The sequence below is a fragment of the Pseudomonadota bacterium genome (assembly GCA_037200975.1).
Taxonomy (GTDB): Bacteria; Pseudomonadota; Gammaproteobacteria; order Steroidobacterales; family Steroidobacteraceae; genus CADEED01.
In genome coordinates this window covers 223,618-244,016 of record JBBCGI010000001.1, presented here as the reverse complement: position 1 = coordinate 244,016, position 20,399 = coordinate 223,618, and the positions used below count along the sequence as shown (strand labels likewise).

General features: G+C 64.4%; 20 protein-coding genes and 2 tRNA genes. 16 read left to right on the top strand and 6 right to left on the bottom strand.

Annotation, left to right across the window (positions count from 1 at the left end; translation table 11 throughout):
• Positions 1 to 3 precede the first annotated feature (3 nt).
• The 10 genes from urtE to WDO72_01070 all read left to right on the top strand — a co-directional run bounded on the left by urtE (position 4) and on the right by WDO72_01070 (position 10,153).
• The gene (gene urtE / locus WDO72_01115) at positions 4 to 714 is read left to right on the top strand and encodes an urea ABC transporter ATP-binding subunit UrtE (protein ID MEJ0084255.1); all 711 of its coding nucleotides are present in this window, start codon (positions 4 to 6) and stop codon (positions 712 to 714) included.
• Between the two features lie 5 nt (positions 715 to 719).
• Entirely contained in the window at positions 720 to 1,634 is a 915-nt protein-coding gene (locus WDO72_01110) for an urease accessory protein UreD (GenBank protein ID MEJ0084254.1), read from the top strand.
• 1 nt (position 1,635) lies between these two features.
• Positions 1,636 to 1,938 (top strand): urease subunit gamma, encoded by a 303-nt coding sequence (gene ureA, locus WDO72_01105; protein MEJ0084253.1) that lies wholly within the window; start codon positions 1,636 to 1,638, stop codon positions 1,936 to 1,938.
• A gap of 9 nt (positions 1,939 to 1,947) precedes the next feature.
• Complete coding sequence (locus WDO72_01100; GenBank protein MEJ0084252.1) at positions 1,948 to 2,256, top strand: urease subunit beta; 309 nt, start codon at positions 1,948 to 1,950, stop codon at positions 2,254 to 2,256.
• On the top strand, positions 2,253 to 3,956 hold the full coding sequence (ureC, locus tag WDO72_01095; GenBank protein ID MEJ0084251.1) for an urease subunit alpha: 1,704 nt from the start codon (positions 2,253 to 2,255) through the stop codon (positions 3,954 to 3,956). The genes WDO72_01100 and ureC overlap by 4 nt, the downstream gene beginning before the upstream one ends.
• Before the next feature lie 80 nt (positions 3,957 to 4,036).
• Positions 4,037 to 4,507, top strand: a complete 471-nt coding sequence (gene ureE, locus WDO72_01090) for an urease accessory protein UreE (protein MEJ0084250.1) — start codon at positions 4,037 to 4,039, stop codon at positions 4,505 to 4,507.
• Positions 4,476 to 5,231, top strand: coding sequence for an urease accessory protein UreF (locus WDO72_01085; GenBank protein ID MEJ0084249.1), 756 nt, complete (start codon positions 4,476 to 4,478; stop codon positions 5,229 to 5,231). The genes ureE and WDO72_01085 overlap by 32 nt, the downstream gene beginning before the upstream one ends.
• 86 nt (positions 5,232 to 5,317) lie before the next feature.
• Complete coding sequence (locus WDO72_01080) at positions 5,318 to 6,496, top strand: efflux RND transporter periplasmic adaptor subunit (GenBank protein MEJ0084248.1); 1,179 nt, start codon at positions 5,318 to 5,320, stop codon at positions 6,494 to 6,496.
• A 3-nt stretch (positions 6,497 to 6,499) separates the two neighbouring features.
• Positions 6,500 to 9,655, top strand: coding sequence for a multidrug efflux RND transporter permease subunit (locus tag WDO72_01075; protein MEJ0084247.1), 3,156 nt, complete (start codon positions 6,500 to 6,502; stop codon positions 9,653 to 9,655).
• 84 nt (positions 9,656 to 9,739) lie between these two features.
• Complete coding sequence (locus tag WDO72_01070; GenBank protein ID MEJ0084246.1) at positions 9,740 to 10,153, top strand: DUF6491 family protein; 414 nt, start codon at positions 9,740 to 9,742, stop codon at positions 10,151 to 10,153.
• Between the two features lie 76 nt (positions 10,154 to 10,229).
• Here WDO72_01070 and WDO72_01065 read toward each other — a convergent pair whose 3' ends face one another.
• Positions 10,230 to 10,631, bottom strand: a complete 402-nt coding sequence (locus WDO72_01065; protein ID MEJ0084245.1) for an MAPEG family protein — start codon at positions 10,629 to 10,631, stop codon at positions 10,230 to 10,232.
• A gap of 102 nt (positions 10,632 to 10,733) precedes the next feature.
• Between WDO72_01065 and WDO72_01060 the strand changes: the two genes are divergently transcribed.
• From WDO72_01060 to WDO72_01050, 3 genes are all read left to right on the top strand, one after another.
• On the top strand, positions 10,734 to 11,384 hold the full coding sequence (locus WDO72_01060) for a hypothetical protein (protein MEJ0084244.1): 651 nt from the start codon (positions 10,734 to 10,736) through the stop codon (positions 11,382 to 11,384).
• Between the two features lie 72 nt (positions 11,385 to 11,456).
• Positions 11,457 to 12,599 (top strand): glycoside hydrolase family 43 protein, encoded by a 1,143-nt coding sequence (locus tag WDO72_01055; GenBank protein ID MEJ0084243.1) that lies wholly within the window; start codon positions 11,457 to 11,459, stop codon positions 12,597 to 12,599.
• A gap of 98 nt (positions 12,600 to 12,697) precedes the next feature.
• Positions 12,698 to 13,282, top strand: coding sequence for a phosphoglycerate mutase family protein (locus WDO72_01050; protein MEJ0084242.1), 585 nt, complete (start codon positions 12,698 to 12,700; stop codon positions 13,280 to 13,282).
• A 72-nt stretch (positions 13,283 to 13,354) separates the two neighbouring features.
• Here the strand turns inward: WDO72_01050 and WDO72_01045 are convergent, their stop codons facing one another.
• A complete protein-coding gene (locus WDO72_01045; GenBank protein MEJ0084241.1) occupies positions 13,355 to 13,816 on the bottom strand; it encodes a peroxiredoxin in 462 nt (153 codons plus the stop codon).
• A 97-nt stretch (positions 13,817 to 13,913) separates the two neighbouring features.
• Between WDO72_01045 and WDO72_01040 the strand changes: the two genes are divergently transcribed.
• Positions 13,914 to 13,989: transfer RNA gene (locus WDO72_01040), tRNA-Ala, on the top strand.
• Positions 13,990 to 14,102: 113 nt separating this feature from the next.
• Positions 14,103 to 14,178, top strand: a tRNA-Arg gene (locus WDO72_01035).
• An 84-nt stretch (positions 14,179 to 14,262) separates the two neighbouring features.
• On the opposite strand, the gene WDO72_01030 is transcribed toward WDO72_01035, so the two are convergent.
• From WDO72_01030 to WDO72_01020, 3 genes are all read right to left on the bottom strand, one after another.
• The gene (locus WDO72_01030; protein ID MEJ0084240.1) at positions 14,263 to 15,708 is read right to left on the bottom strand and encodes a PA domain-containing protein; all 1,446 of its coding nucleotides are present in this window, start codon (positions 15,706 to 15,708) and stop codon (positions 14,263 to 14,265) included.
• Complete coding sequence (locus WDO72_01025) at positions 15,698 to 16,210, bottom strand: hypothetical protein (GenBank protein MEJ0084239.1); 513 nt, start codon at positions 16,208 to 16,210, stop codon at positions 15,698 to 15,700. The genes WDO72_01030 and WDO72_01025 overlap by 11 nt, the downstream gene beginning before the upstream one ends.
• A 78-nt stretch (positions 16,211 to 16,288) precedes the next feature.
• Complete coding sequence (locus tag WDO72_01020; protein ID MEJ0084238.1) at positions 16,289 to 16,894, bottom strand: choice-of-anchor J domain-containing protein; 606 nt, start codon at positions 16,892 to 16,894, stop codon at positions 16,289 to 16,291.
• Positions 16,895 to 17,516: 622 nt separating this feature from the next.
• Here WDO72_01020 and WDO72_01015 point away from each other — a divergent pair.
• Positions 17,517 to 17,930, top strand: a complete 414-nt coding sequence (locus tag WDO72_01015; protein ID MEJ0084237.1) for a secondary thiamine-phosphate synthase enzyme YjbQ — start codon at positions 17,517 to 17,519, stop codon at positions 17,928 to 17,930.
• Between the two features lie 108 nt (positions 17,931 to 18,038).
• On the opposite strand, the gene WDO72_01010 is transcribed toward WDO72_01015, so the two are convergent.
• Positions 18,039 to 20,258 (bottom strand): ATP-binding protein, encoded by a 2,220-nt coding sequence (locus WDO72_01010; protein MEJ0084236.1) that lies wholly within the window; start codon positions 20,256 to 20,258, stop codon positions 18,039 to 18,041.
• Positions 20,259 to 20,399 lie beyond the last annotated feature (141 nt).

The window sequence follows — 20,399 nt, the reverse complement described above, 5'->3', positions numbered from 1 at the left end:
GGCATGCTGTCCATCAAGGGACTCAACCAGTTCTACAGCGGCAGTCACATTCTCTGGGACGTGGATCTCGAGGTGCGCGAAGGTTCGTGCACCTGCCTCATGGGCCGCAACGGCATGGGCAAGACGACGCTGCTCAAATGCATCATGGGCCTGCTGCCGACGACCTCGGGCGCGATGAGTTTCGGGCTCGGAGCCGACAGCCTCGACATCGCGAAGATCGCGGCCGACCGGCGCGCGAAACTCGGCATCGCCTACGTGCCGCAGGGGCGCGAGATCTTCTCGCAGCTCACCGTGGAGGAAAACCTGCGCATCGGCTTCGGCGCGCGCCGCGGACCCGCGATCCGCGAAATCCCCGAACACATCTTCGGCTGGTTTCCGGTGCTCAAGAAAATGTTGCGCCGAAGGGGCGGAGACCTGTCCGGCGGCCAGCAGCAGCAGCTCGCGATCGGCCGCGCCATGGTGCTCGATCCGAAGCTGCTGATCCTCGACGAGCCCGCCGAGGGAATTCAGCCCAACATCGTGCACGAGATCGGCGACATCATCATGAAGCTCAATCGCGAGGCCAAGCTCACCGTGCTGCTGGTCGAGCAGAAGCTGCCGTTCGCGCGTCGCGTCGCCAGCGAGTTCCGCATCATCGACAAGGGCCGCATCGTCGGCGGCGGGGACATCGCCGCATTGAGTGACGACCTGGTCCATCAGCATCTGACGGTGTAGTGCGTATGGAGGCAGCCCTACGCAACATCCCCGGCTGGCAGGCCGACCTGCGGCTGAGATTCAATGCGGACGCGGCTCGAGCGGAACGATGCGGGCGCACGCGCCTCGTCGAGCGCTCGCATCGCGGGCCGCTCGTCGTGCAGCGGCCGTTTTATCCCGAGGGCGACCCCTGTCACGTGTACCTCGTGCATCCGCCGGGTGGTGTCGTGGGCGGCGATGAATTGCGCCTCGATGTGCAGGTGGATGCCGAGGCGCATGCGCTGATCACGACGCCCGCGGCCACCAAGTTCTATCGCTGCGAGGGCCGTGTCTCGTCGCAGACGCAGGAGTTGCGCGCGGCCGGCGCGACGCTCGAGTGGCTGCCGCAGGAGAACATTTTCTATCGCGGCGCGGATGTTCGCACCGCGACGCGTGTGCAACTGGATGCGGATTCGCGTTTCATCGGCTGGGAGATCGCCTGCCTCGGGCTGCCGGCACGCGGTGAGCACTTCGATGCGGGCGCGCTGCGCCTCGACCTCGAGATCTGGCGGTCGGGGAGTGCGGCGGCGCTGGTCGACTTGCGGACGCAGCATGACCGGCCCGGAATGCACGCAGGCGCGGATACCCACCCCGTGTTCATCGACCGGCTGCGCCTCAGCGGCACGTCGCGCGCGCGCGGCGCGGCGTGGGGGCTTGCCGGCCAGGAGGCGGTGGGCACTTTGCTCGCCGCGCCGGCAACCGTCGCGCAGCTCGAGGCGATCCGCGAGCTCGTTGCCGACAAACCGTTCGCGGCCGTATCACTGGTCGACGGCGTGCTCGTGCTGCGGGCACTTGCGCCCCAGGCCGAAGCCGTGCGCAACCTCTTCATCGCCGCATGGCAGCGATTGCGGCCCGCCGTGATCGGCCGCGCCGCCGTGCTGCCACGCATCTGGGCGACCTGACATGGAACTGACGCCGCGCGAGAAGGACAAACTACTCATATTCACCGCCGGGCTGCTCGCCGAGCGGCGCAAGGCGCGTGGGTTGAAGCTCAACTACCCCGAAGCGGTCGCGTTCATCTCCGCCGCCATTCTCGAAGGCGCGCGCGATGGCCGCACCGTCGCCGAGCTCATGAGCTTCGGCACGACCCTGCTGTCGCGCAGCGACGTGATGGACGGAATCCCCGAGATGATTCCCGAAGTGCAGGTCGAGGCGACGTTCCCCGACGGCACCAAACTAGTGACCGTCCACGATCCCATTCCCTGAGCGCCACCCATGAACCCAGGTGAATTGTTCGTCGACGCAGGGCACATCGAGATCAATGCCGGCCGCGCGACCGTGAAAGTGAACGTCGCCAATACCGGGGACCGCCCCATCCAGGTGGGCTCGCACTATCACTTCTTCGAGGCCAACAAGGCGTTGCGTTTCGAACGCGCGCCGACGAAAGGGTTCCGGCTCAACATCGCCGCCGGCACCGCGGTGCGTTTCGAGCCCGGGCAGGAGCGCGAAGTCGAACTGGTCGCCTTCGGCGGCGATCGCCTCGTGTACGGGTTCGACGCGCAGATCATGGGCAAGCTGCCATGACGCGTATCGAGCGGCGCGCGTACGCGGAGATGTACGGGCCCACGACGGGGGACCGGGTGCGCCTCGGCGACACCGAGCTCATCATCGAAGTCGAGCGCGACCACACCGTCTACGGCGAAGAGGTCAAGTTCGGCGGCGGCAAGGTTATTAGAGATGGCATGGGCCAGGGCCAGCGCGGCGCGGCCGCCGTCGCGGATACGGTGATCACGAACGCGTTGATCGTCGATCACTGGGGCATCGTCAAGGCGGACATCGGCCTGAAGGAAGGGCGCATTGCCGGCATCGGCAAGGCGGGCAATCCCGACGTGCAGCCGGGCGTCGACATCGTCATCGGCGCGGGCACCGAGATCATCGCGGGCGAGGGGTTGATCGCCACCGCCGGCGGCATCGATTCGCATATCCACTTCATCTGCCCGCAGCAGGTGGACGACGCGATGATGTCCGGCATCACCACGATGATCGGCGGCGGCACCGGCCCCGCGGCCGGCACCAGCGCGACCACCTGTACGCCCGGACCGTGGCACATCGGCCGCATGTACCAGGCGCTCGAAGACCTGCCCATCAATTTCGGGTTGTTAGGCAAGGGCAATGCCAGCCTGCCGCTGCCGCTCGAGGAGCAGGTCGAGGCCGGGGTCATGGGCATGAAGCTGCATGAGGACTGGGGCACGACGCCGGCCGCGATCGACAACTGCCTGAGCGTCGCCGAACGGTACGACATCCAGGTAGCGATCCACACCGACACGCTCAATGAATCCGGGTTCCTCGAAGACACGCTGGCGGCGTTCAAGGGCCGCGCGATCCACACCTATCACACCGAGGGTGCCGGTGGCGGCCACGCGCCCGACATCATCAAGGCGGTTGGCCAGTCGAACGTGCTGCCGTCGTCGACGAATCCGACGCGGCCGTACACCGTGAACACCGTCGACGAACATCTCGACATGCTGATGGTGTGCCACCACCTCGATCCGGGCATCGCCGAGGACGTGGCGTTCGCCGAATCGCGCATTCGCCGCGAGACCATTGCGGCGGAAGACATCCTGCATGACAAGGGCGCGATGTCGATGATGTCGTCGGACTCGCAGGCCATGGGGCGAATTGGCGAAGTCATCACCAGAACATGGCAGACCGCGCACAAGATGAAGGTGCAGCGCGGCGCGCTTGCGCCGGACGCGGCGCGCAACGACAACTTCCGCGTGAAGCGCTACATCGCCAAGTACACGATCAATCCCGCCATCACGCATGGCATCGCGCACGAAGTGGGTTCGATCGAAACCGGCAAACTCGCCGACATCGTGTTGTGGAAGCCGGCCTTCTTCGGCGCCAAGACCGCCATGGTGATCAAGGGCGGCATGATCGTCGCCGCGCCGATGGGCGATCCGAACGCGTCGATCCCGACGCCGCAGCCCGTGCACTACCGTCCCATGTTCGGGGCATTGGGCGGCGCGCGCCATGCGACCTGCGTGAGCTTCGTGTCGCAGGCCGGCCTGGACGCGGGCATGGCGCAGAAGTTAGGGCTGCGCAAACAGCTGGTCGCCGTGAAGAACACGCGCACGGTCCGCAAGCGGGACATGGTCCACAACGACTATCAACCGCACGTCGAGGTGGATTCGCAGACCTACGAGGTGCGCGCCGACGGCGAGTTGCTGCGCTGTGAGCCGGCGTCCGTGCTGCCCCTGGCGCAACGCTACTTTCTCTTTTAAAGGGGACATGCCGAATTTCCAGGATTTCGGTCGCTCGATCACCTCAACTTTTCAATCAATTCGGAATGTCCCCTTTAACCATGCTCAAAATCGCCGTGAAGATCGACAACTCCACCGACCACCCGCGCGCTGCCGAATTGAAGCTGGTGCTGCCGTTCGGTGACCGGGCCAAGAGCCGGTTGCGCGCCATGCTCGACAATGGCGAGGAAGCCGGCCTGTTCCTCGAGCGCGGTTCGGTGCTGCGCGGTGGGGACCTGTTGCTGGCCGATGACGGCCGTGTGATCGAGGTGCGGGCCGCAACCGAAACCGTTTCCACCGTGCACACCGGCGACGCTCTGATGCTCGCGCGCGCCAGCTACCATCTCGGCAACCGGCACGTCGCGCTCGAGATCGGGCCGGGCTGGTTGCGCTACCAGCACGACCACGTGCTCGACGACATGCTGCGCGGCTTCGGTCTCGAGGTTGTCGTCGAGCAGGCGGCGTTCGAGCCGGAAGGCGGCGCGTACGTCGCGGCCCCTCATGCGCACTCGCATTCGCACGCGCACGGCTGACCGGGCGCCGCTGCCCGCGGCGGCCGCGCCCGTAGCGACGGCCGACGTGCCGCAGCTGCTGCGGCTGCTGCACCTCGCGAGCCCCGCGCTGCCGATCGGCGCGTTTCATTTTTCTCAGGGACTGGAGTACGCCGTCGAGGCCGGCTGGGTGCGCGATGAAGCGAGCGCGCTCGAGTGGATAGACGGCATCGCCCACGCGAGCCTCGCCACGCTCGATCTGCCCGTGCTGCAACGCCTGCAGGCGGCATGGATGCGCGAAGATCACGCGGATGTCCTGCGCTGGAACGCTTTCCTGATCGCCTGCCGCGAGACGGACGAGCTGCGGCTCGAAGATCGGCATCTTGGCGCGGCGCTGTTGCGCGTGCTGGCCGAGCTCGATCTCACCACCGGACTGTTCCCCATCACCGCGTCAAACATTCGCACAGCGCTCACACACGCCACCGCCTTCGGCTTCGCCTGCGCGCGCTGGCGCATCGACCCGCTGGCGGCGCTGCAGACCTATGGATGGGCCTGGGCCGAGAACCAGGTGCTGGCGGCCGTCAAGCTCGTGCCGCTGGGGCAGAGCGCCGGTCAACGGATGCTGCACTCGCTCAGTTCGCGGCTGGGTTCATACAGTGCCCAGGCCATGGAAGTGCTGGATTCCGACATCGGGATTTCCACTGCGCTGCAATCTATCGCCAGCGGGCGCCACGAAACGCAGTACACGCGCCTGTTCCGGTCGTGACACCTCTTTGGTGCCTACCCCTTTCGTGAGATAGAATCGCGACCCTCGGCCGGACAGACTCCTCCTCCCGGCGCTCCAACAAGAACATGTCCAACAAGAAACCGCTGATGACCGCGGCGCTCGCCGCCGTTTTTCTCTCTGCCTGCGGCGCACAGCAGCCGCAGGGTGAGCCGCCGCCGCCTGAAATCGGCGTGATCGTCGTGCACGCCAAACCCGTGGCGTTGATTCGCGAAGCCTCCGCGCGCCTCGCGCCCACCCGCGCCTCGGATGTCCGCGCCAGGGTTCCGGGCGTCGTGGTGAAGCGCCTATATAAGGAGGGAAGCATGGTCAAGGAAGGCCAGCCCCTCGTGCAGATCGACACGGCGCCTTATCGCGCCCAGCTGGCGGTGGCCGCGGCAAACCTCGAATCGGCCGAAGCGTCCGCCACGAACGCCAAGGTCGCCGCGACGCGCAATCGCGAGCTCGCGAAACAGTCGTTGATCTCGAAGATGCAGCTCGACGACTCCGAGGCGGTCGAACGTTCGAGCGCGGCCGCGGTGTCGTCCGCGCGCGCGCAGGTGCAGACCGCGCGCATCAACCTGAGTTACGCCAACGTCACCGCCCCGATCTCGGGCCGCGCGGGGCAGCTGCGCGTTCTGGAAGGCGCGCTGGTCGGGCAGGGCGAGGCGACGCTCCTGACTACCGTCGAACAGGTCGATCCCATCTACGTGTTCTTCGACCAGCCGGCATCCGACTTCGAACGGCTGCAGCGCGCGCAGGCCGAAGGCAAGGTCGAACTGGCGCAGGGCAATGCGGCCGAAGTGCGCGTGCTGCGCGCCGACGGCACCCCGTATCCGCAGGTCGGCACGCTCGATTTCTCCGATTTCAGCGTCAACGCGACCACCGGCGCCGTCGCCTTCCGCGGCCGCCTGCCGAACCCGGACCGCCTGCTGCTGCCCGGCATGTACGTCACGGTGCGCGTCACCGCCGGCACTCTCAAGAGTGGCTTCGAAGTCCCGCAGCTGGCCGTGCAACGCGACGGGCAGGGCTCGTTCGTGCTCGTGGTCGCGGCGGACGGCACGGTCGGCGCGAAACGCGTGGACGTCGTGAGCTCGGTGGGCCCGCTGTGGATCGTCAGCAGCGGTCTCGACGACGGCGACCAGGTGATCGTCTCCGGGCTGCAGATGGTGCGCCCGGGAATGAAGGTGAAAGCCGTGCCCGCGGATGCCAAGGCGGAAGGCGAACCTGCCCCGGCCGCGGCGCCGGCGCCCGCCGCAGGTAGTTAGTCGATGCTGCCGCATTATTTCATCGACCGGCCGGTGCTGGCCTGGGTCATCGCCATCCTCATCATGGTGGGCGGCGGGCTCGCCATCACGCGCCTGCCGGCCGCGGCGTATCCGGACATCGCGCCGCCGCAGGTGTCGATCAGCGCGGTGTATCCCGGCGCGAACGCGGACACCATCGAGCGCACGGTCACGCAGATCATCGAGCAGCAGCTCACCGGCCTCGACAAGCTGCTGTATTTCACTTCGTCGTCGAATTCGAACGGCACCGCCGGCATCACGCTGGTATTCGAGAACGGCACGAATCCGGACTTCGCGGTACTGCAGACGCAGAACCGCGTCAAACTCGCCGAAGCGCGCCTGCCGAGCGAAGTGGTGGTGCAGGGCCTCGCGGTTTCCAAGGTCAACCAGGGCTTCATCCTCGCGCTCGGCGTGCGCGCGCCGAACGGTGGCGTCTCCTCGGACGAGCTCAACAACATCGTTTCCGCGGACGTGCTCGATTCCGTTCAGCGCATTCCCGGCGTGAGCTCGGCGCAGCAGTTCGGTTCTTCCTATTCGATGCGGATCTGGCTGAACCCGGACAAGCTGCGCAGCTTCGGCATGAGCGCTGCCGAGATCCTGCAGACGGTGCGTGCGCAGAACGTGCAGTTCGCCACGGGTTCGGTCGGCGCGGCCCCGTCGATCAAGGGCCAGCAGATCACCGCGCCCGTCAGCGCGGAAGGCCGCTTCAGTTCCGTCGAGGAGTTCGAAGACGTCATCCTGCGCACGGAGCCGAACGGTACGAGCGTCAGGCTCAAGGACGTCGCACGCGTGGAGCTGGGTCTTGCGGACTATGCCTTCGACGTGCGCCTGGACGACAAGCCGGTGAGCGGCTTCGGCGTGCTGCTGCTGCCCGGCGCGAACGCGCTCGACGTCGCCGACGCCGTCAAGGCGCGCATGAACGAGCTGCAGAAGGGATTCCCGCCGGGGGTCGAGTGGTTCGTCGCCTTCGATGCCACCACCTTCATCGTGCATGCCATTCACGAGGTGATCTTCACGCTGGTCGCGGCCGTCGTGCTGGTGTTCATCGTGATGCTGATCTTCCTGCAGAGTTTCCGCGCGACGCTGATCCCGACGCTGGTCGTCCCGGTCGCGCTGATGGGCGCGTTCATCGGCATGGAGATCTTCGGTTTCTCGATCAACCAGCTGACGCTGTTCGGCATGGTGCTGGCCATCGGTATCGTCGTGGACGACGCCATCGTCGTCATCGAATCCGTCGAACGATTGATGCGCGAGGAGCATCTCGCCCCGCGCGATGCGACGCGCAAGGCGATGGACCAGATCACGAGTCCGATCATCGCGATCTCGATCGTGTTGGCGGCCGTGTTCATTCCGAGCGCCATGCAGTCCGGTTCGGTCGGCGTCATCTACCGGCAGTTCGCGATGACGATCGCGATCTCGATGGTCTTCTCCGCGTTCCTGGCGCTGTCGCTGACGCCGGCGCTGTGCGCGACGCTGCTGCGTCCCGAGCACCTCAAGGAGAACAAGTTTTTCCGGCTTTTCAATCGCGGCTACAACTGGACGCAGGCTCATTACCTGACCAGCGTGCGTTTCAACCTGCGTCACAAGATCTGGACGCTGGTGGCCTTCGCGGTGCTGGTGATGATCGGCGGCGTGTTGTTCTGGCGGGTGCCGGGCAGCTTCGTGCCGGAGGAAGACCAGGGCTACGCGCTCGGCATCGTCCAGATGCCACCGGGTTCGACCATCCAGCGCACGCGCGAGGTCATGAAGCGCGTCGGCTATAAATTGCGGCAGTCACCGTCCGTGCATTCGGTGTTCGAAGTGGCGGGTTTCAGCTTCTCGGGCGGCGACGAGAGTGCCGGCATCTTCTTCATCCGGCTCAAGGAGCTCGAGGAACGCAAGGAATCAGCGACGGATTTCATCGGCTGGGCATTCGGCAACATCTCCGGCGCCGAGCGCGACGGTTTCGTGTTCTTCGTCAACATGCCCGTGATCCAGGGCCTCTCCGACTTCGGCGGATTCGACCTGTGGCTCGAGGATCGTGCCAACCTGGGTGCCGATGCGCTGCTCGCCGCACAGAACGTGCTGGTAGGCAAGGCGGCGCAGAGCAAGGTGGTGCAGGGCGTACGGTACAACGGGCTCGCGCCCGCGCCGCGCCTCGAGCTCAAGCTCGACCGCGCGCAGGCGCAGTCGATGGGACTCGCGATCGACGACGTCTACAACGCCATCCAGCTCATGCTGGCGCCCGTGTACGTCAACGACTTCCTGTATCACGGCCGCGTGCTGCGCGTGCAGATGCAGGCCGACGCGCCGTTCCGCATGAGCGAAGAGGCGCTGGCGCGGTTCTATCTACCCACGAACGGTGCCACGAACAACGCGTTCGTGCCGAGCGGCGAGACCACCAGCGACGGCATGATCCCGCTGGCGTCCGTGCTCTCGTCGAAGTGGGTGATCGCTCCGCCGACGTTGCAGCGTTTCAATGGTTTCGCGGCGATGCAGATCGTGGGCTCGAATGCCGCGGGTCACAGCTCGGGCGAGGCGATGAAGGAAATGAGCCGCATGGTCGCGCAGGACTTGCCGCCGGGCTTCGGCGTCGACTGGGCCGGCCAGTCGCTGCAGGAGATCCTGTCGGGCGCCGAGGCGCCGCTGCTGTTCGGCCTGTCGATCTTCGTGGTGTTCCTGTGCCTGGCCGCACTTTATGAGAGCTGGGCAACGCCGATCGCCGTGCTGCTGGTAGTCCCGGTGGGAATCATCGGCGCCATCATCGCGGCCTGGGGAACGGGTCTCTCGAACGACGTATTCTTCAAGATCGGTTTGATCACCATCATCGGTCTTGCCGCCAAGAACGCCATCCTGATCGTGGAATTCGCCCTGCTTGCACAACAACGGGGCGTGCCCTTGTACGAAGCTGTCATGGAAGCGGCGCGATTACGCCTTCGTCCAATACTCATGACGTCATTTGCGTTCATATTAGGCGTGCTGCCGCTGGTGTTCTCGAGCGGCGCAGGCGCGAACGCGCGCCGCGCCATCGGCACCGGTGTGGCGGGTGGCATGTTGTCCGCGGCGATCCTGGGCGTCTTGCTGGCGCCCGTGTTCTACGTGACCGTGCGGCGCATGGCGGGAGACAAGTTCGTCAACACGGACAAAGTGAATCGCAGCTGAATGATGGGTTAACGTTTCTTGAGGAACCAGGAGTGCAGGGAACTCCACTCACGACCGGGGAGTCGTAATTCGCAAGAGGTGTTTATGAAGATTTCAGTGGTTGCAACATTGTTAGCGGCGGCGGCGCTGGCCGGGTGCGCCAGCACGTTGGCCAAACTCAACGGACCGAAGCTCGACTACACCGAGTACGCGGGTGAGCCGGTCAAATCGTTCTACCTGGGCAACTACGACGGGTGGTCGGCGGTTTCGAAAGACCAGCTCGTTGTCTGGTCCGGCGTCAACAAGGCCTACCTACTGACGATCACCGGATATTGCCCGGACCTGGAGTTCGCGCAGCGGATCGCCGTGACCTCGACCGGGAACACGGTCGACAAGTTCGAGAAGGTGATCGTCGGTCGCGACCGGTGCTTCATCAAGGAGATCCGCCCGATCGACACGAAGCAGATGAAGGAAGACCGCAAGCTGCTGCGTGAACAGACGGAGAAGGGCAGCTCCTGAACCGCCCCGGATTTCTTGCTTGGGTTCTAGTGGTTGAAGAGCCCCCGGCGTGATGAGCGCCGGGGGCTTTTCATTTTCAGGCGCGGTCGAGCAGCGGAATCAGCATCAGGATCAGGCCGACCCAGCCGCCCGTCCATATGAGGCTGCGCAGCCAGGACACGCCGGACAGGTACAGCGGCACATAAAGCACGCGGGCGATCAGGAAGATCAGCGCGCCCGTGGTCGCCATCGCGGCAGCCGTACCGGCGATCAGGTTCATAAGTGCCAGCGTCAGGAAGACCGGCAGTGCCTCGTGCATGTTGGCGAGCGCCCGCGCGGCGCGTTGCCCGACCACGGTGAGCGGGCGGGCGTGGTCGCGGTTGCCGACGTGTTCTTCGAGTATGCCGGGATCGCCTGGCACCGCGGGCTTGCGAAAACGGCCGGGCAGAAGAGTCTGGATGACGAACAACGCGAGCACTAACAGTACGAGCAGGATCATTGGGAAGCTCCCTCGTCGAGGCGGGTCTGGTTTGTGCCGATAGCGTCGCAGAAATCCATCCGGTCGTCGCGAACAACCCGGCCCGCCGTAGAATCGCCGGCCATGAAGCCGCGTGCCGCCTCGATCGTAGCCGTCGCCTGCCTGTTGGCCGCGCTCGCCGGCTGCGCGCCGCGCAGCGAAGATGCGACTCCGCCTCATCCGGACTGGATCATCAAATCCGAAGTGGCCTTCTACGAGGCGGACCTGAAGACGCCGCGGCCGGCACCGAACGAGCCGCTGCGGCTGTGGGTGCCGTATGTCGTCGGCGACCTCTACGGATCGCCGAACGAGGGTGAACTCGCACCGGTGGTGCTGAATCCCGACCTCACATTCATGATCGACCTCAATGTGCGTCATCTGCGACTCGCCCCCGCGCTCGTGCCGACCGCCTTTTCGCAGAAATGGATGACCATCGAGCCCGCCGCCGCGCGGGTCGCGCGCGTGTCCCCGTTCATCGTGCCGAAGGAGGGCGGCCTGCCGCTCGGCATGAGCGAGTGGTTAGACACGGATACGGGTACGCGGCTGCTCTTGATCTACCTCGATCGGCCGGCGCGTATCCGCGGCGAGATCGTCTACCAGGGGCGCAACCTGAGCTGGGATATCGACGCCAGGGAAGCCGGGTATGTCTGGGTGTCGCAGCCGCAGGAAAGCGGCGTGTACCGCGTGGTGCCGCAGCCGGCTCACCTCCAGCTGGCCGTAATGCCCAACTCCTGATCGAAGTGGTATTTTCTGCCCCGCGGACCCTTCCATTACATGAGAGTGCGACCCATGCAACGATCATTATTCGTGGCAATCACCAGTATTGCCGCGTCGACTGCCTTTCTCGCCGGATGCGCGAAGAAAGAACCTCCTCCGCCACCGCCGGCTGCCGAGGCACCCAAGCCTGAAGCGCCCCCGATCATCGATCCGGCGAAATTCCTGACCCAACCGCTGCTGTCCGAGATCTACACCGCCGACCCGTCGGCCCACGTCTTCGGGGGGAAGATCTGGATTTACGGGTCGCATGACATCGATGCCGGCATTCCGCAGGACGACCTCGGCAGCCACTTCGCCATGCGCGACTACCGGCCGATCGAGCTCGACGGCATCGGTGGAAAGGTCACCGTGCACGACGTCGCTCTCGATCTGGCCGACGTGCCGTGGGCCGGCCGCCAGATGTGGGCGCCGGATGCCGCCGAGAAGGACGGCAAGTATTTCCTGTACTTCCCCGTGAAGGACAAGCAGGACGTGTTCCGCATCGGCGTGGCCGTGGGCGACAACCCGGCGGGCCCGTTCAAGGCGCAGCCGGAAGCGATCAAGAACAGCTTCAGCATGGACCCGGCCGTGTTCAAGGACAGCGACGGCAAGTACTACATGTACTTCGGCGGGTTGTGGGGCGGTCAGCTGCAGAAGTGGAAGTCGGGCGAATACAAGGCCGATGACGATGCACAGCCGGCCGATGATGCTCCGGCGTTGCTGCCGAAGATCGCGCGCCTCGACAAGACCCTGCTCGAGTTCGCGGAGAAGCCGCGCGACGTGAAGATCCTCGACGAGAACGGCAAGCTGCTGCTTTCCAAGGATCACGACCGCCGGTTCTTCGAGGCGTCGTGGGTGCACAAGTACAAGGGCAACTACTACTTCTCGTACTCGACCGGCGACACGCACTACATCGCGTACGCGATGGGCAAGTCGCCGTACGGGCCGTTCACCTACAAGGGCAGGATCCTCGAGCCCGTGCTGGGATGGACTAACCACCACTCGATCGCCGAAGTGGACGGCAAGTGGTACATCTTCTATCACGACAGCCAGGTGTCGAACGGCGATACCCATCTGCGCAACATCAAGCAGCCGATCGAGATCCACTACAACGACGACGGCACGATCCAGACCATCGATCCGTTCCAGGAAGATCCGCCGGCCGCGGCTCCGGCACCTGCCGCCGCCAACTGAAGTGGAAATGGGGACAGACCGCGCGGTCTGTCCCTTTTTTCAAGGCGAACGCCGGGAGTGACCGCATTTCGGCGAATGGGATTATCATCCGCCTCGCCATGAAAGCCCCCGATTCTTCCTCCGGAACTCCGTCGCTCACGCGGCGGCGCCGCACGTTTCTCGCGCCGTTGTGGTTGTTAGCCCTGGGCGGCATCGTGGTGCTGGTCGCTGCCGTCGTCTACTGGAATTCCGCGACCACCACCACCGTGGTGCTGGTGCGTCATGCCGAGAAGGAACTGAGCGCCATCAGCGACGCGCCGCTGTCACCCGAGGGTGAGAAACGCGCGACGCGGCTCGCGCAGATGTTCGGCGACAGCGAGATGTTCGGCCGCGTGCGGAAGGTGTACGTCACCAACACCCGCCGTACGCAGCAGACCGCGGCGGCTCTCGAGCAGCGCTTGAACGTCCCTGGCGAAGTGGTGGACGCACGGACCGATTTGCGTGAACTGGCGCGCCGCGTACTGCGCGAGAACCGCGGTTCGATCGCCCTCGTGATAGGTCACAGCAATACCGTGCCCGAGATCGTCGCGGCGCTGAGCGGTGCCGATAACGTGCCTCCCATCGGGGAGGAGGAATTCGACACGTTGTACGTCGTCACGGTACCGACTATCGGCAAGGCGTCCGTGCTGCGGATGAAGTACTGAATAGAAGGTGAAAAGGGGACATGCCTATTTTCGGCGGACCGAAAATAGGCATGTCCCCTTTTCACCTTCTATTCAGATCGGGGTGGCGCGGATCTCGACGGCCTTGCGGATGAACGCCTCGTGTTCGGCGATCGAGAAATGCGCCTTGACCCGTCCCTGGATGGCGCGGTTCTGGTCGATCAGAAAGGTCACCCGCTGAACCCAGAATCCCAGCGGCCCGTTGACCTCGAACATCTTGATGACTTCCTTGGTCTCGTCCGACAGCAGCGTGAAGGGCAGGCCGTGTTTGTCACGAAAGCGTTTGTGACTCTCCGGACTCTGTGGGCTGATGCCTGCAACCGTCAGACCCGCGCGGCTGATTTCCCGGTGAATATCGCGGATCGAACAGACTTCCCGCGTGCACCCCGGGGTGAAGTCCGCCGGGTAGAAAAACAGGATGGCCGGACCATCCTTGAGCAGGCTGGTCAAGGAAATATCGTGCCCATCCTGATCTGGCAGGGTGAACTCGGGTGCCTTGTCGCCGCTGTCAAGCATGTGCCGGATATTAAGAGTGTTTCGCTTGCCGAGGCCAGCCCCGATGCTAGAATCGCGGCCCTTCCGAACCCTGGGTTCGGTGCCAGGTTTCACGTGTGGGGCGGTAGCTCAGTTGGGAGAGCGTCGCGTTCGCAATGCGAAGGTCGAGGGTTCGATCCCCTTCCGCTCCACCATTCCAAGCGCTCACGCGCCACTTCTCTACGGGGTCGAGGCGGGGGCGTACGGCTCTTTGCGCGCTGGCGCGTGCCTCCGCTCGCCGTTTCCATGTGTTTAAACTCTCCACGTCGCCCCCGTAGCTCAGTGGATAGAGCGACCGCCTCCTAAGCGGTAGGTCGTCGGTTCAACTCCGGCCGGGGGCGCCAGTTCTTCCCTGTTAGGGCGCATAAATGAAAAGGGCGCCGGACTCTCGTCCGGCGCCCTCCGGTTCACACCGGTGAAATGCTGGCTTACCAGCCGATGTCCTTGAACAGTTCGTAGGTCAGATCGTTCGGCACCGTGACTTCGTGCGTCAGGTCGCCGTTGATCGCCGGCTCCATCAGCTGGTTCGGCGTGGCCGACACGTCATAGTGCGAGACCGACGAACCGCTCTGGAACGGGTTCGGCGTGTACATCTTGATGCGGCCCAATGCATCGGCGCCGCCGAGCACGTTCGGATTCGCGTCGAGAGTGGCGATCACGCCGGACTTGGTGCGTGAACGCTTGGCCAACGCCGTACGCAGATTCGTGGCGTCGCCGAGCGTGATACGAATCGACGGAATCGTGATGGTGGCATCCGTACCGCCGAGGTCCGGCGGCGGACTGCCGGCAACGTTGTCGGCAATGATGACGCCCACAGCGCCCGCGAGTTGCGCGTTCTTCACCTTGACGACGAAGCCGCACACGCCGCGATTGATCAGCGCGATGTTGCCGGTCACCGCAAGCTTGTCAGCCGCACTGAAGGCCAGGCAGCCGTCACCATTCGCACCGCCATTGCTGACGGGCATCACGTCCGCGGAGAGGCCCGGAAACTTCAATGGGGGACCGAAGGACGCCGAGCCCAACAGGTAGCTGCCCGCGGTCGCGCCGGCCGCTGGCCCGCCGATCGTGAGCCGTGGAACGCCACGCAGAACCTGCGGCACTTTCGCCGTCACGTTCGGACCGGTCCACACGAGGCTATTGACGCCGACCGCCGAGGCCACGCGCTGCGCCGGAGTCATCTGCACCCAGTTCACGCCAGCGACGTTGTCGTACAGGTAGTGATCCCAGATCGCAGGCTGCGGGATATCCGGTTCGCCCAGCAGGGTTCCGTTCGAGCCGTTCGTAAACGTCTGGAACCCGAGCCCATGAGCCATCTCGTGCGTCAGCACCGTGACGAAATCGACCGCGGAGCCATGGTTGTTGTCGAGACCGAAGTAAAACGGAACGCCGGTGAGGCAGCCCGTTTTACCGAGGTTCACATTGAAATTGGCGTTGATGTCGTATGCGACCGGATCCAGATCCTCTCCGGCGATCTTGTCGGCCAGCGCATTCGAGTACCAGGTGTTGGCAATCGGTGCGTTGGGGAAGTCCGAGAAGACCTCCGTCGTGCCGGCGGAGCCGAGCACCGCGCCGGTCTCGCTGCATGCGAGCGCAGTGAAGCGCGCGTAGATGTAGACGTCGACCGAGCTCGTGAGTGTGGCACCCCATTTCTGCGCCGCGTACGCGAACGCAATCTGGCGCTGCTGGCCAAGCGTCGTGCCGCTGTTGCCGCCGACCGGCGCGACCGGAGTCGTGTCGTTGAAACCCACGCCGGCAGCGTTGCCGTTGGCGATGTAGATGGTGAGAGCCGCGTTCGCGGCAGGAGCGGCCATGAGGCCGGTTGCGAGCGTCGCCGCCGAAGCGAGCAGGCGCAGTTTTGCAAAACTATTTTTCATGGCTGTCTGCTCCGGCCTTCGCCGCAACCGCGAGGGCTGCTTGCTGATTCGGCTGTTGATCGACACAGGCCTGTTTGACCTTTCCGTCCGGGCCGACGGTCGCTACGGCGTAGGAGAGGTACGCATCGTCGAGCGAGACCTTTTTGACACCGTTGGCGAGTTTCTCGACCGCCGGGCCAGTCTTTACGGCCGCAGTGGCGACTCCTGCGCTGCGTTTGGCGGCCGCGGGGGCCGCGGGGCGCGCGGCCGACTCGTTCAGCTCGGCCTGTGTGGCCGCGCGTAATTGTTTGGTGTCGGCATCGATGTAGGCGCGCATGCCGGCGCCACTCTGTGTGGAATCGCCGCCGTGGCGCGCGATCTGCTCCGGGGTCGCCGTGATGAACTTTACGACAACCTGCTGGGTCGCCGGCTTTTGTTCATCGGCCATTGCGGGCGAAGCGATCGTGAGCGCACCGGTGATACCGGCCGCGGCCACGAGACGCGTTATGTGAATTTTTTTCATCGTCAAACTCCCTTGAGTCGATGGAAAACAAATGGGAAAGAAGCGGCCGGCCCGCAGGCCGGCCGGATCAAAGAGCGTTCAGATCTGGCCGCGACGACGGCGTGTTGCCACGAACATCATCAGCAGTGCAGCGGCGAACAGCGCAATCGTGGACGGTTCCGGTACGGCAACCGAAAGCGAATCGATTCCGATGTAGTCGCCGTTGTTCAGCGTATCCGTCACGAGATAACGGAATGCGAGCCGGATGTCGGCGGTGCCGGTGCCGACCAGCGAGAACGTGCCCCAATCGATCGGATACACCGCGCTCAGGATCGACCCGAGCGAGAAGAAGTCCGACGTGTTGGTGCCGCCCAGGCTGTACAGCACTTCGAGGTTGTCCCCCGGAAGCCCGCCCGCGGTGCGGGTTGCAAACGTGATCAACGTGGCCTGCTCGATGTGGAACACGGGCGTGATGAGCCAGTTGTCGACGTTTCCACCCAGACCCGCATTGAGGTAGTTAGCCGCGATGTACGAGTCCGCGGCGCCCGACTCGGCGGCGAAGATGCCCGAGTTGCCTTGAAACCAGCCGGTTTCGCCACCCGGCGTGCTGTTATTGGACTGGACCCAGCCGGCGGCCGCGAGGTTGGCGACGTCGTCGAATCCTTCGTTGTAAATGACGTCGGCATTTGCCGCCGCGCTGCTCACAATCAACACTGCGCTCAATAAAATTTTCCGAAACATTTGTGAATTCTCCCTGAGCATTTGATTTTTCATGTTGGCGCGTTTCTCTTTCGTCGCGCCGCTCGTTTCACTCGCTTTGGCCGATTCTAGTCCCGAGCGCGCGCGATTCGAAAGCGAGAATTTTCGAGCTGTAAAGTTTCTCGACGATCTAGCTAGCAAAATCTGCGAAGAGATTTCTTCGCCGAGTCGAGAAAAAATCGGCGCGCTGTAAGAAATTCCGACAGAAACGAGCGGCGCGCGGCGCTGTGGCGATCGGGCTTGTAGGTGTTTTCCGTACACACGAAGTTCGCGCGGTCTTCAGCGCGCGCGATTCATGCGCGCGCCGGCGTTCTTTGAACCCACTCGCGAACAGGAATACGCTTCGGCCGCCGGCGCGATTCATCGCGAACAATTCAACGAGTTATCGGGCGTTGTGTCGGCTGGAACGCAGGTCCCTGCAATGCTGTCGCGTGAGACCGCGAAGGTTTCACACCTGCGTATTCGACATAACGAGGTCCGGCGCTCGCGCAGCGCGCGGCACGTTGGACATGACCGCGGTCAATGCGCCGTTGAAGCAGCACGTGTTCGTAACGCGGGAGCTTTGAAGATGAAGCAGGCGATGCACACTTTGCGGACGCGGGCGCCGCGCCGCGGATTGGTCGAGATAACCGCCGAGGTGCGCCGCTGGGTCGCTACCCAACCGATCGAGGCGGGGATTCTCACGCTGTTCTGTCGACACACTTCGGCGTCCCTGCTCATTCAGGAAAATGCCGCGCCCGCGGTGCGCGCCGATCTCGAGATGTTTTTCGCACGCCTCGCACCCGAGGACGGTTCGTATACACACGACGACGAAGGACCCGACGACATGCCGGCGCACTTGCGCACCGCGCTGACGCAGGTGCAGCTGACGATTCCGGTTTCCGGCAACCAGCCGATGCTCGGAACGTGGCAGGGAATCTATCTCTTTGAGCATCGCGCCGTTCCGACCGAGCGGCAGATCGTGCTGCATCTCATGGGCTAGGCGGCGAGGGCGCCGATCAACACGTTCGATCAGTCGTGCGGCGTTGCGCGGCTCAAAGGTCGCGGCCACACCTATATATAGGTGTGCGGGGTGGCGCGGCACAGCCTCTCAGCCATTGCCGACGGATTCGCTGGGCCCGCCGGCGTGTGGCTTCGCGGACGACAGGAGCCGATCGCCTAACATGCGTTCCACATCGACCGGGTCCACGGGCTTCGTCATGTGTTCGTCGAACCCCGCGGCAATCGCGGCTTGTTTATCCTGCTCCTGGCCCCAGCCGGTCAGCGCGATCAATACCGCGTTTTTCCCCCAGGCTTCGTGCCGCATGCGGCGCGCAACTTCATGGCCGCTCATGCCGGGCATGCCGATGTCGATGAGCCCGGCATCGGGCCGCTCGCGGGCGGCGATTTCCAGCGCCTCGGCACCGCCGAACGCGATGAACACTTCGTAACCCGCGAAGCGCAGCACCAGCGCCAGCGATTCGGCGGCATCGCGATTGTCATCCGCGACGAGCACGCGGCCGCGCCGCACGGAGCTGGCATTCGCGGCGCCGCTATCTGCCTCCTGCGTGGCTTCGTTCTTCGGCGCCAAAACTTTGTGCGGCAGGTGCACGATGAATTCGCTGCCCTTACCCAGTCCCTCGCTCTTCACTTCCACGCGTCCGCCGTGCAGCGCCACCAGTCCTTTCACCAGCGCCAGCCCGATACCCAGCCCGCCTTCGGCGCGATCCACCGCCGAATTGACCTGCGAGAACATGGTGAACAGCCCCGGCATCACTTCCGGCGTGAGCCCGATGCCGTTATCGCGGATGCCGATGACGAGCTCGGCGTTTTCGATGCGCGCATTCAGCGCGATGGCGCCTTCCGGGTCGGTGTATTTCGCAGCATTCGTCAGCAGGTTGCCGATGACCTGCGAGAGGCGCAGCGGATCGGCTTCGAGCTTGATGTTCTCGGCGGGTAGATGGACGGTGAGCCGGTGCTGCTTGGCGTCCATCAGCGGCCTTGCGGTTTCCACTGCGACACCCACCACCGATTTCAGATCGACGTAGTCCTTCTTGAGCTCGAGCTGGCCGCGCGTGATGCGCGAAACGTCGAGCAGGTCGTCGAGCAGCAGCGACATGCGATGGACCTGGCGCGCGATGACCTCGCGGCCCCACTTGCGCTGCCTCTCGTCGGCGGCGGCGGAATCGAGAATACGCACCGCATTGCGGATCGGTGCCAGCGGATTGCGCAGTTCGTGGGCGAGCGTCGCCAGGAATTCGTCCTTGCGGCGGTCGGCTTCGAGCAGCGCGCGTTCGGTGTTTTTCAGACGCGAGATGTCGAGATTGATGCCGGCCCAGCGCTGCACCTGGCCTTGTTCGTCGCGGATCGGCACACCCTGCGCGAGGATGGAGTGGTACTTGCCGTCCACACCCAGCATGCGGTGCTCGCGATACCAGGTGCTGCCGGTGCGCGCGCATTCCTTCCAGGCGGACATCGTTTCCTCGATGTCGTCCGGATGCAGCACGCTGCGCCAGCCGTCGTCCGCGGCCTGCTGCATCGTGAGGCCCACGAGCCGCAGGAACGAATCGCTGGCGTAGATCGTGCGGCCGTCGGCGCTCGTCACCCATACGCCGTAGTTGATGGATTCGCCGATGGCGCGATACAGCTTCTCGCTCGTCTCGAGCGCGCGCGAATGCGACTGCACCTCGTCGAGCATCTTGTTGAATGCGTCGATGACCACGCCGATCTCGTCGTCGGTGGTTTTCTCCGCGCGAAAGGAGTAGTCGCGTTTTTCCACGATCTGCCGCGCCACATTGGCCATGGATTCCATCGGCCGGCTCACCACGCGTTGCAGCCAGCTCGAGGCCAGCAGCGCCGCGATGAAGCCGATGACCATCACTGCCCCGAGTACGCTGAGATATGCGCGCACGCGCCCCTCGACATCGTATTGCGCCCGCAGGTAGATAGTGCCGAGCATTTCGTCGCCCTGTTTGACGACCTTCACGAGGTCCACCTGCGCGCCGTCGATGTGTATTCCGGGCGCGATGGCCGGCACCATTGCCGGTGCCGGGTTCTCCCCGCGCCTTGCGTATTGGACGAAATTGGCGCCGTCGGCGGTATAAAGTGCCGCCACGCGAATGGATTCGCGCGCCTGCAGGGCGATGACCGCGCGCTGCGCGCCTTCGCGATCGTTGAAAGACAATGTCGGCTGAACGGAGAGCGAAAGAATGTCGGCTTCAGTCAGCAAATCGTCGGCCCAGGCCGCGCGGTTGTCGCGCAGGTCGGTGAACAGAAGCGCCGCGCCGGCTGCGGAGAGCGCGATCGCGGTCGTTGTAAGCATTACAACCATGAGCTTTCCGCTCAGCGAACGCCGGGCGTTGCGCATCGACGCCAATGCGCGCCATAAACGCGGGCTTTCATCGCGACGATGGTATTTTTCGTTAGGGTTCACGCGCGCTCATCTTGCCTAAGTTTTGGAAATACGGTCCAC

Coding starts and splice junctions, on each gene's coding strand:
- urtE (MEJ0084255.1), top strand. CDS start 4: ATGCTGTCCATCAAGGGACTCAACCAGTTCTACAGCGGCAGTCACATT.
- WDO72_01110 (MEJ0084254.1), top strand. CDS start 720: ATGGAGGCAGCCCTACGCAACATCCCCGGCTGGCAGGCCGACCTGCGG.
- ureA (MEJ0084253.1), top strand. CDS start 1,636: ATGGAACTGACGCCGCGCGAGAAGGACAAACTACTCATATTCACCGCC.
- WDO72_01100 (MEJ0084252.1), top strand. CDS start 1,948: ATGAACCCAGGTGAATTGTTCGTCGACGCAGGGCACATCGAGATCAAT.
- ureC (MEJ0084251.1), top strand. CDS start 2,253: ATGACGCGTATCGAGCGGCGCGCGTACGCGGAGATGTACGGGCCCACG.
- ureE (MEJ0084250.1), top strand. CDS start 4,037: ATGCTCAAAATCGCCGTGAAGATCGACAACTCCACCGACCACCCGCGC.
- WDO72_01085 (MEJ0084249.1), top strand. CDS start 4,476: ATGCGCACTCGCATTCGCACGCGCACGGCTGACCGGGCGCCGCTGCCC.
- WDO72_01080 (MEJ0084248.1), top strand. CDS start 5,318: ATGTCCAACAAGAAACCGCTGATGACCGCGGCGCTCGCCGCCGTTTTT.
- WDO72_01075 (MEJ0084247.1), top strand. CDS start 6,500: ATGCTGCCGCATTATTTCATCGACCGGCCGGTGCTGGCCTGGGTCATC.
- WDO72_01070 (MEJ0084246.1), top strand. CDS start 9,740: ATGAAGATTTCAGTGGTTGCAACATTGTTAGCGGCGGCGGCGCTGGCC.
- WDO72_01065 (MEJ0084245.1), bottom strand. CDS start 10,631: ATGATCCTGCTCGTACTGTTAGTGCTCGCGTTGTTCGTCATCCAGACT.
- WDO72_01060 (MEJ0084244.1), top strand. CDS start 10,734: ATGAAGCCGCGTGCCGCCTCGATCGTAGCCGTCGCCTGCCTGTTGGCC.
- WDO72_01050 (MEJ0084242.1), top strand. CDS start 12,698: ATGAAAGCCCCCGATTCTTCCTCCGGAACTCCGTCGCTCACGCGGCGG.
- WDO72_01045 (MEJ0084241.1), bottom strand. CDS start 13,816: ATGCTTGACAGCGGCGACAAGGCACCCGAGTTCACCCTGCCAGATCAG.
- WDO72_01030 (MEJ0084240.1), bottom strand. CDS start 15,708: ATGAAAAATAGTTTTGCAAAACTGCGCCTGCTCGCTTCGGCGGCGACG.
- WDO72_01025 (MEJ0084239.1), bottom strand. CDS start 16,210: ATGAAAAAAATTCACATAACGCGTCTCGTGGCCGCGGCCGGTATCACC.
- WDO72_01015 (MEJ0084237.1), top strand. CDS start 17,517: ATGAAGCAGGCGATGCACACTTTGCGGACGCGGGCGCCGCGCCGCGGA.
- WDO72_01010 (MEJ0084236.1), bottom strand. CDS start 20,258: ATGGTTGTAATGCTTACAACGACCGCGATCGCGCTCTCCGCAGCCGGC.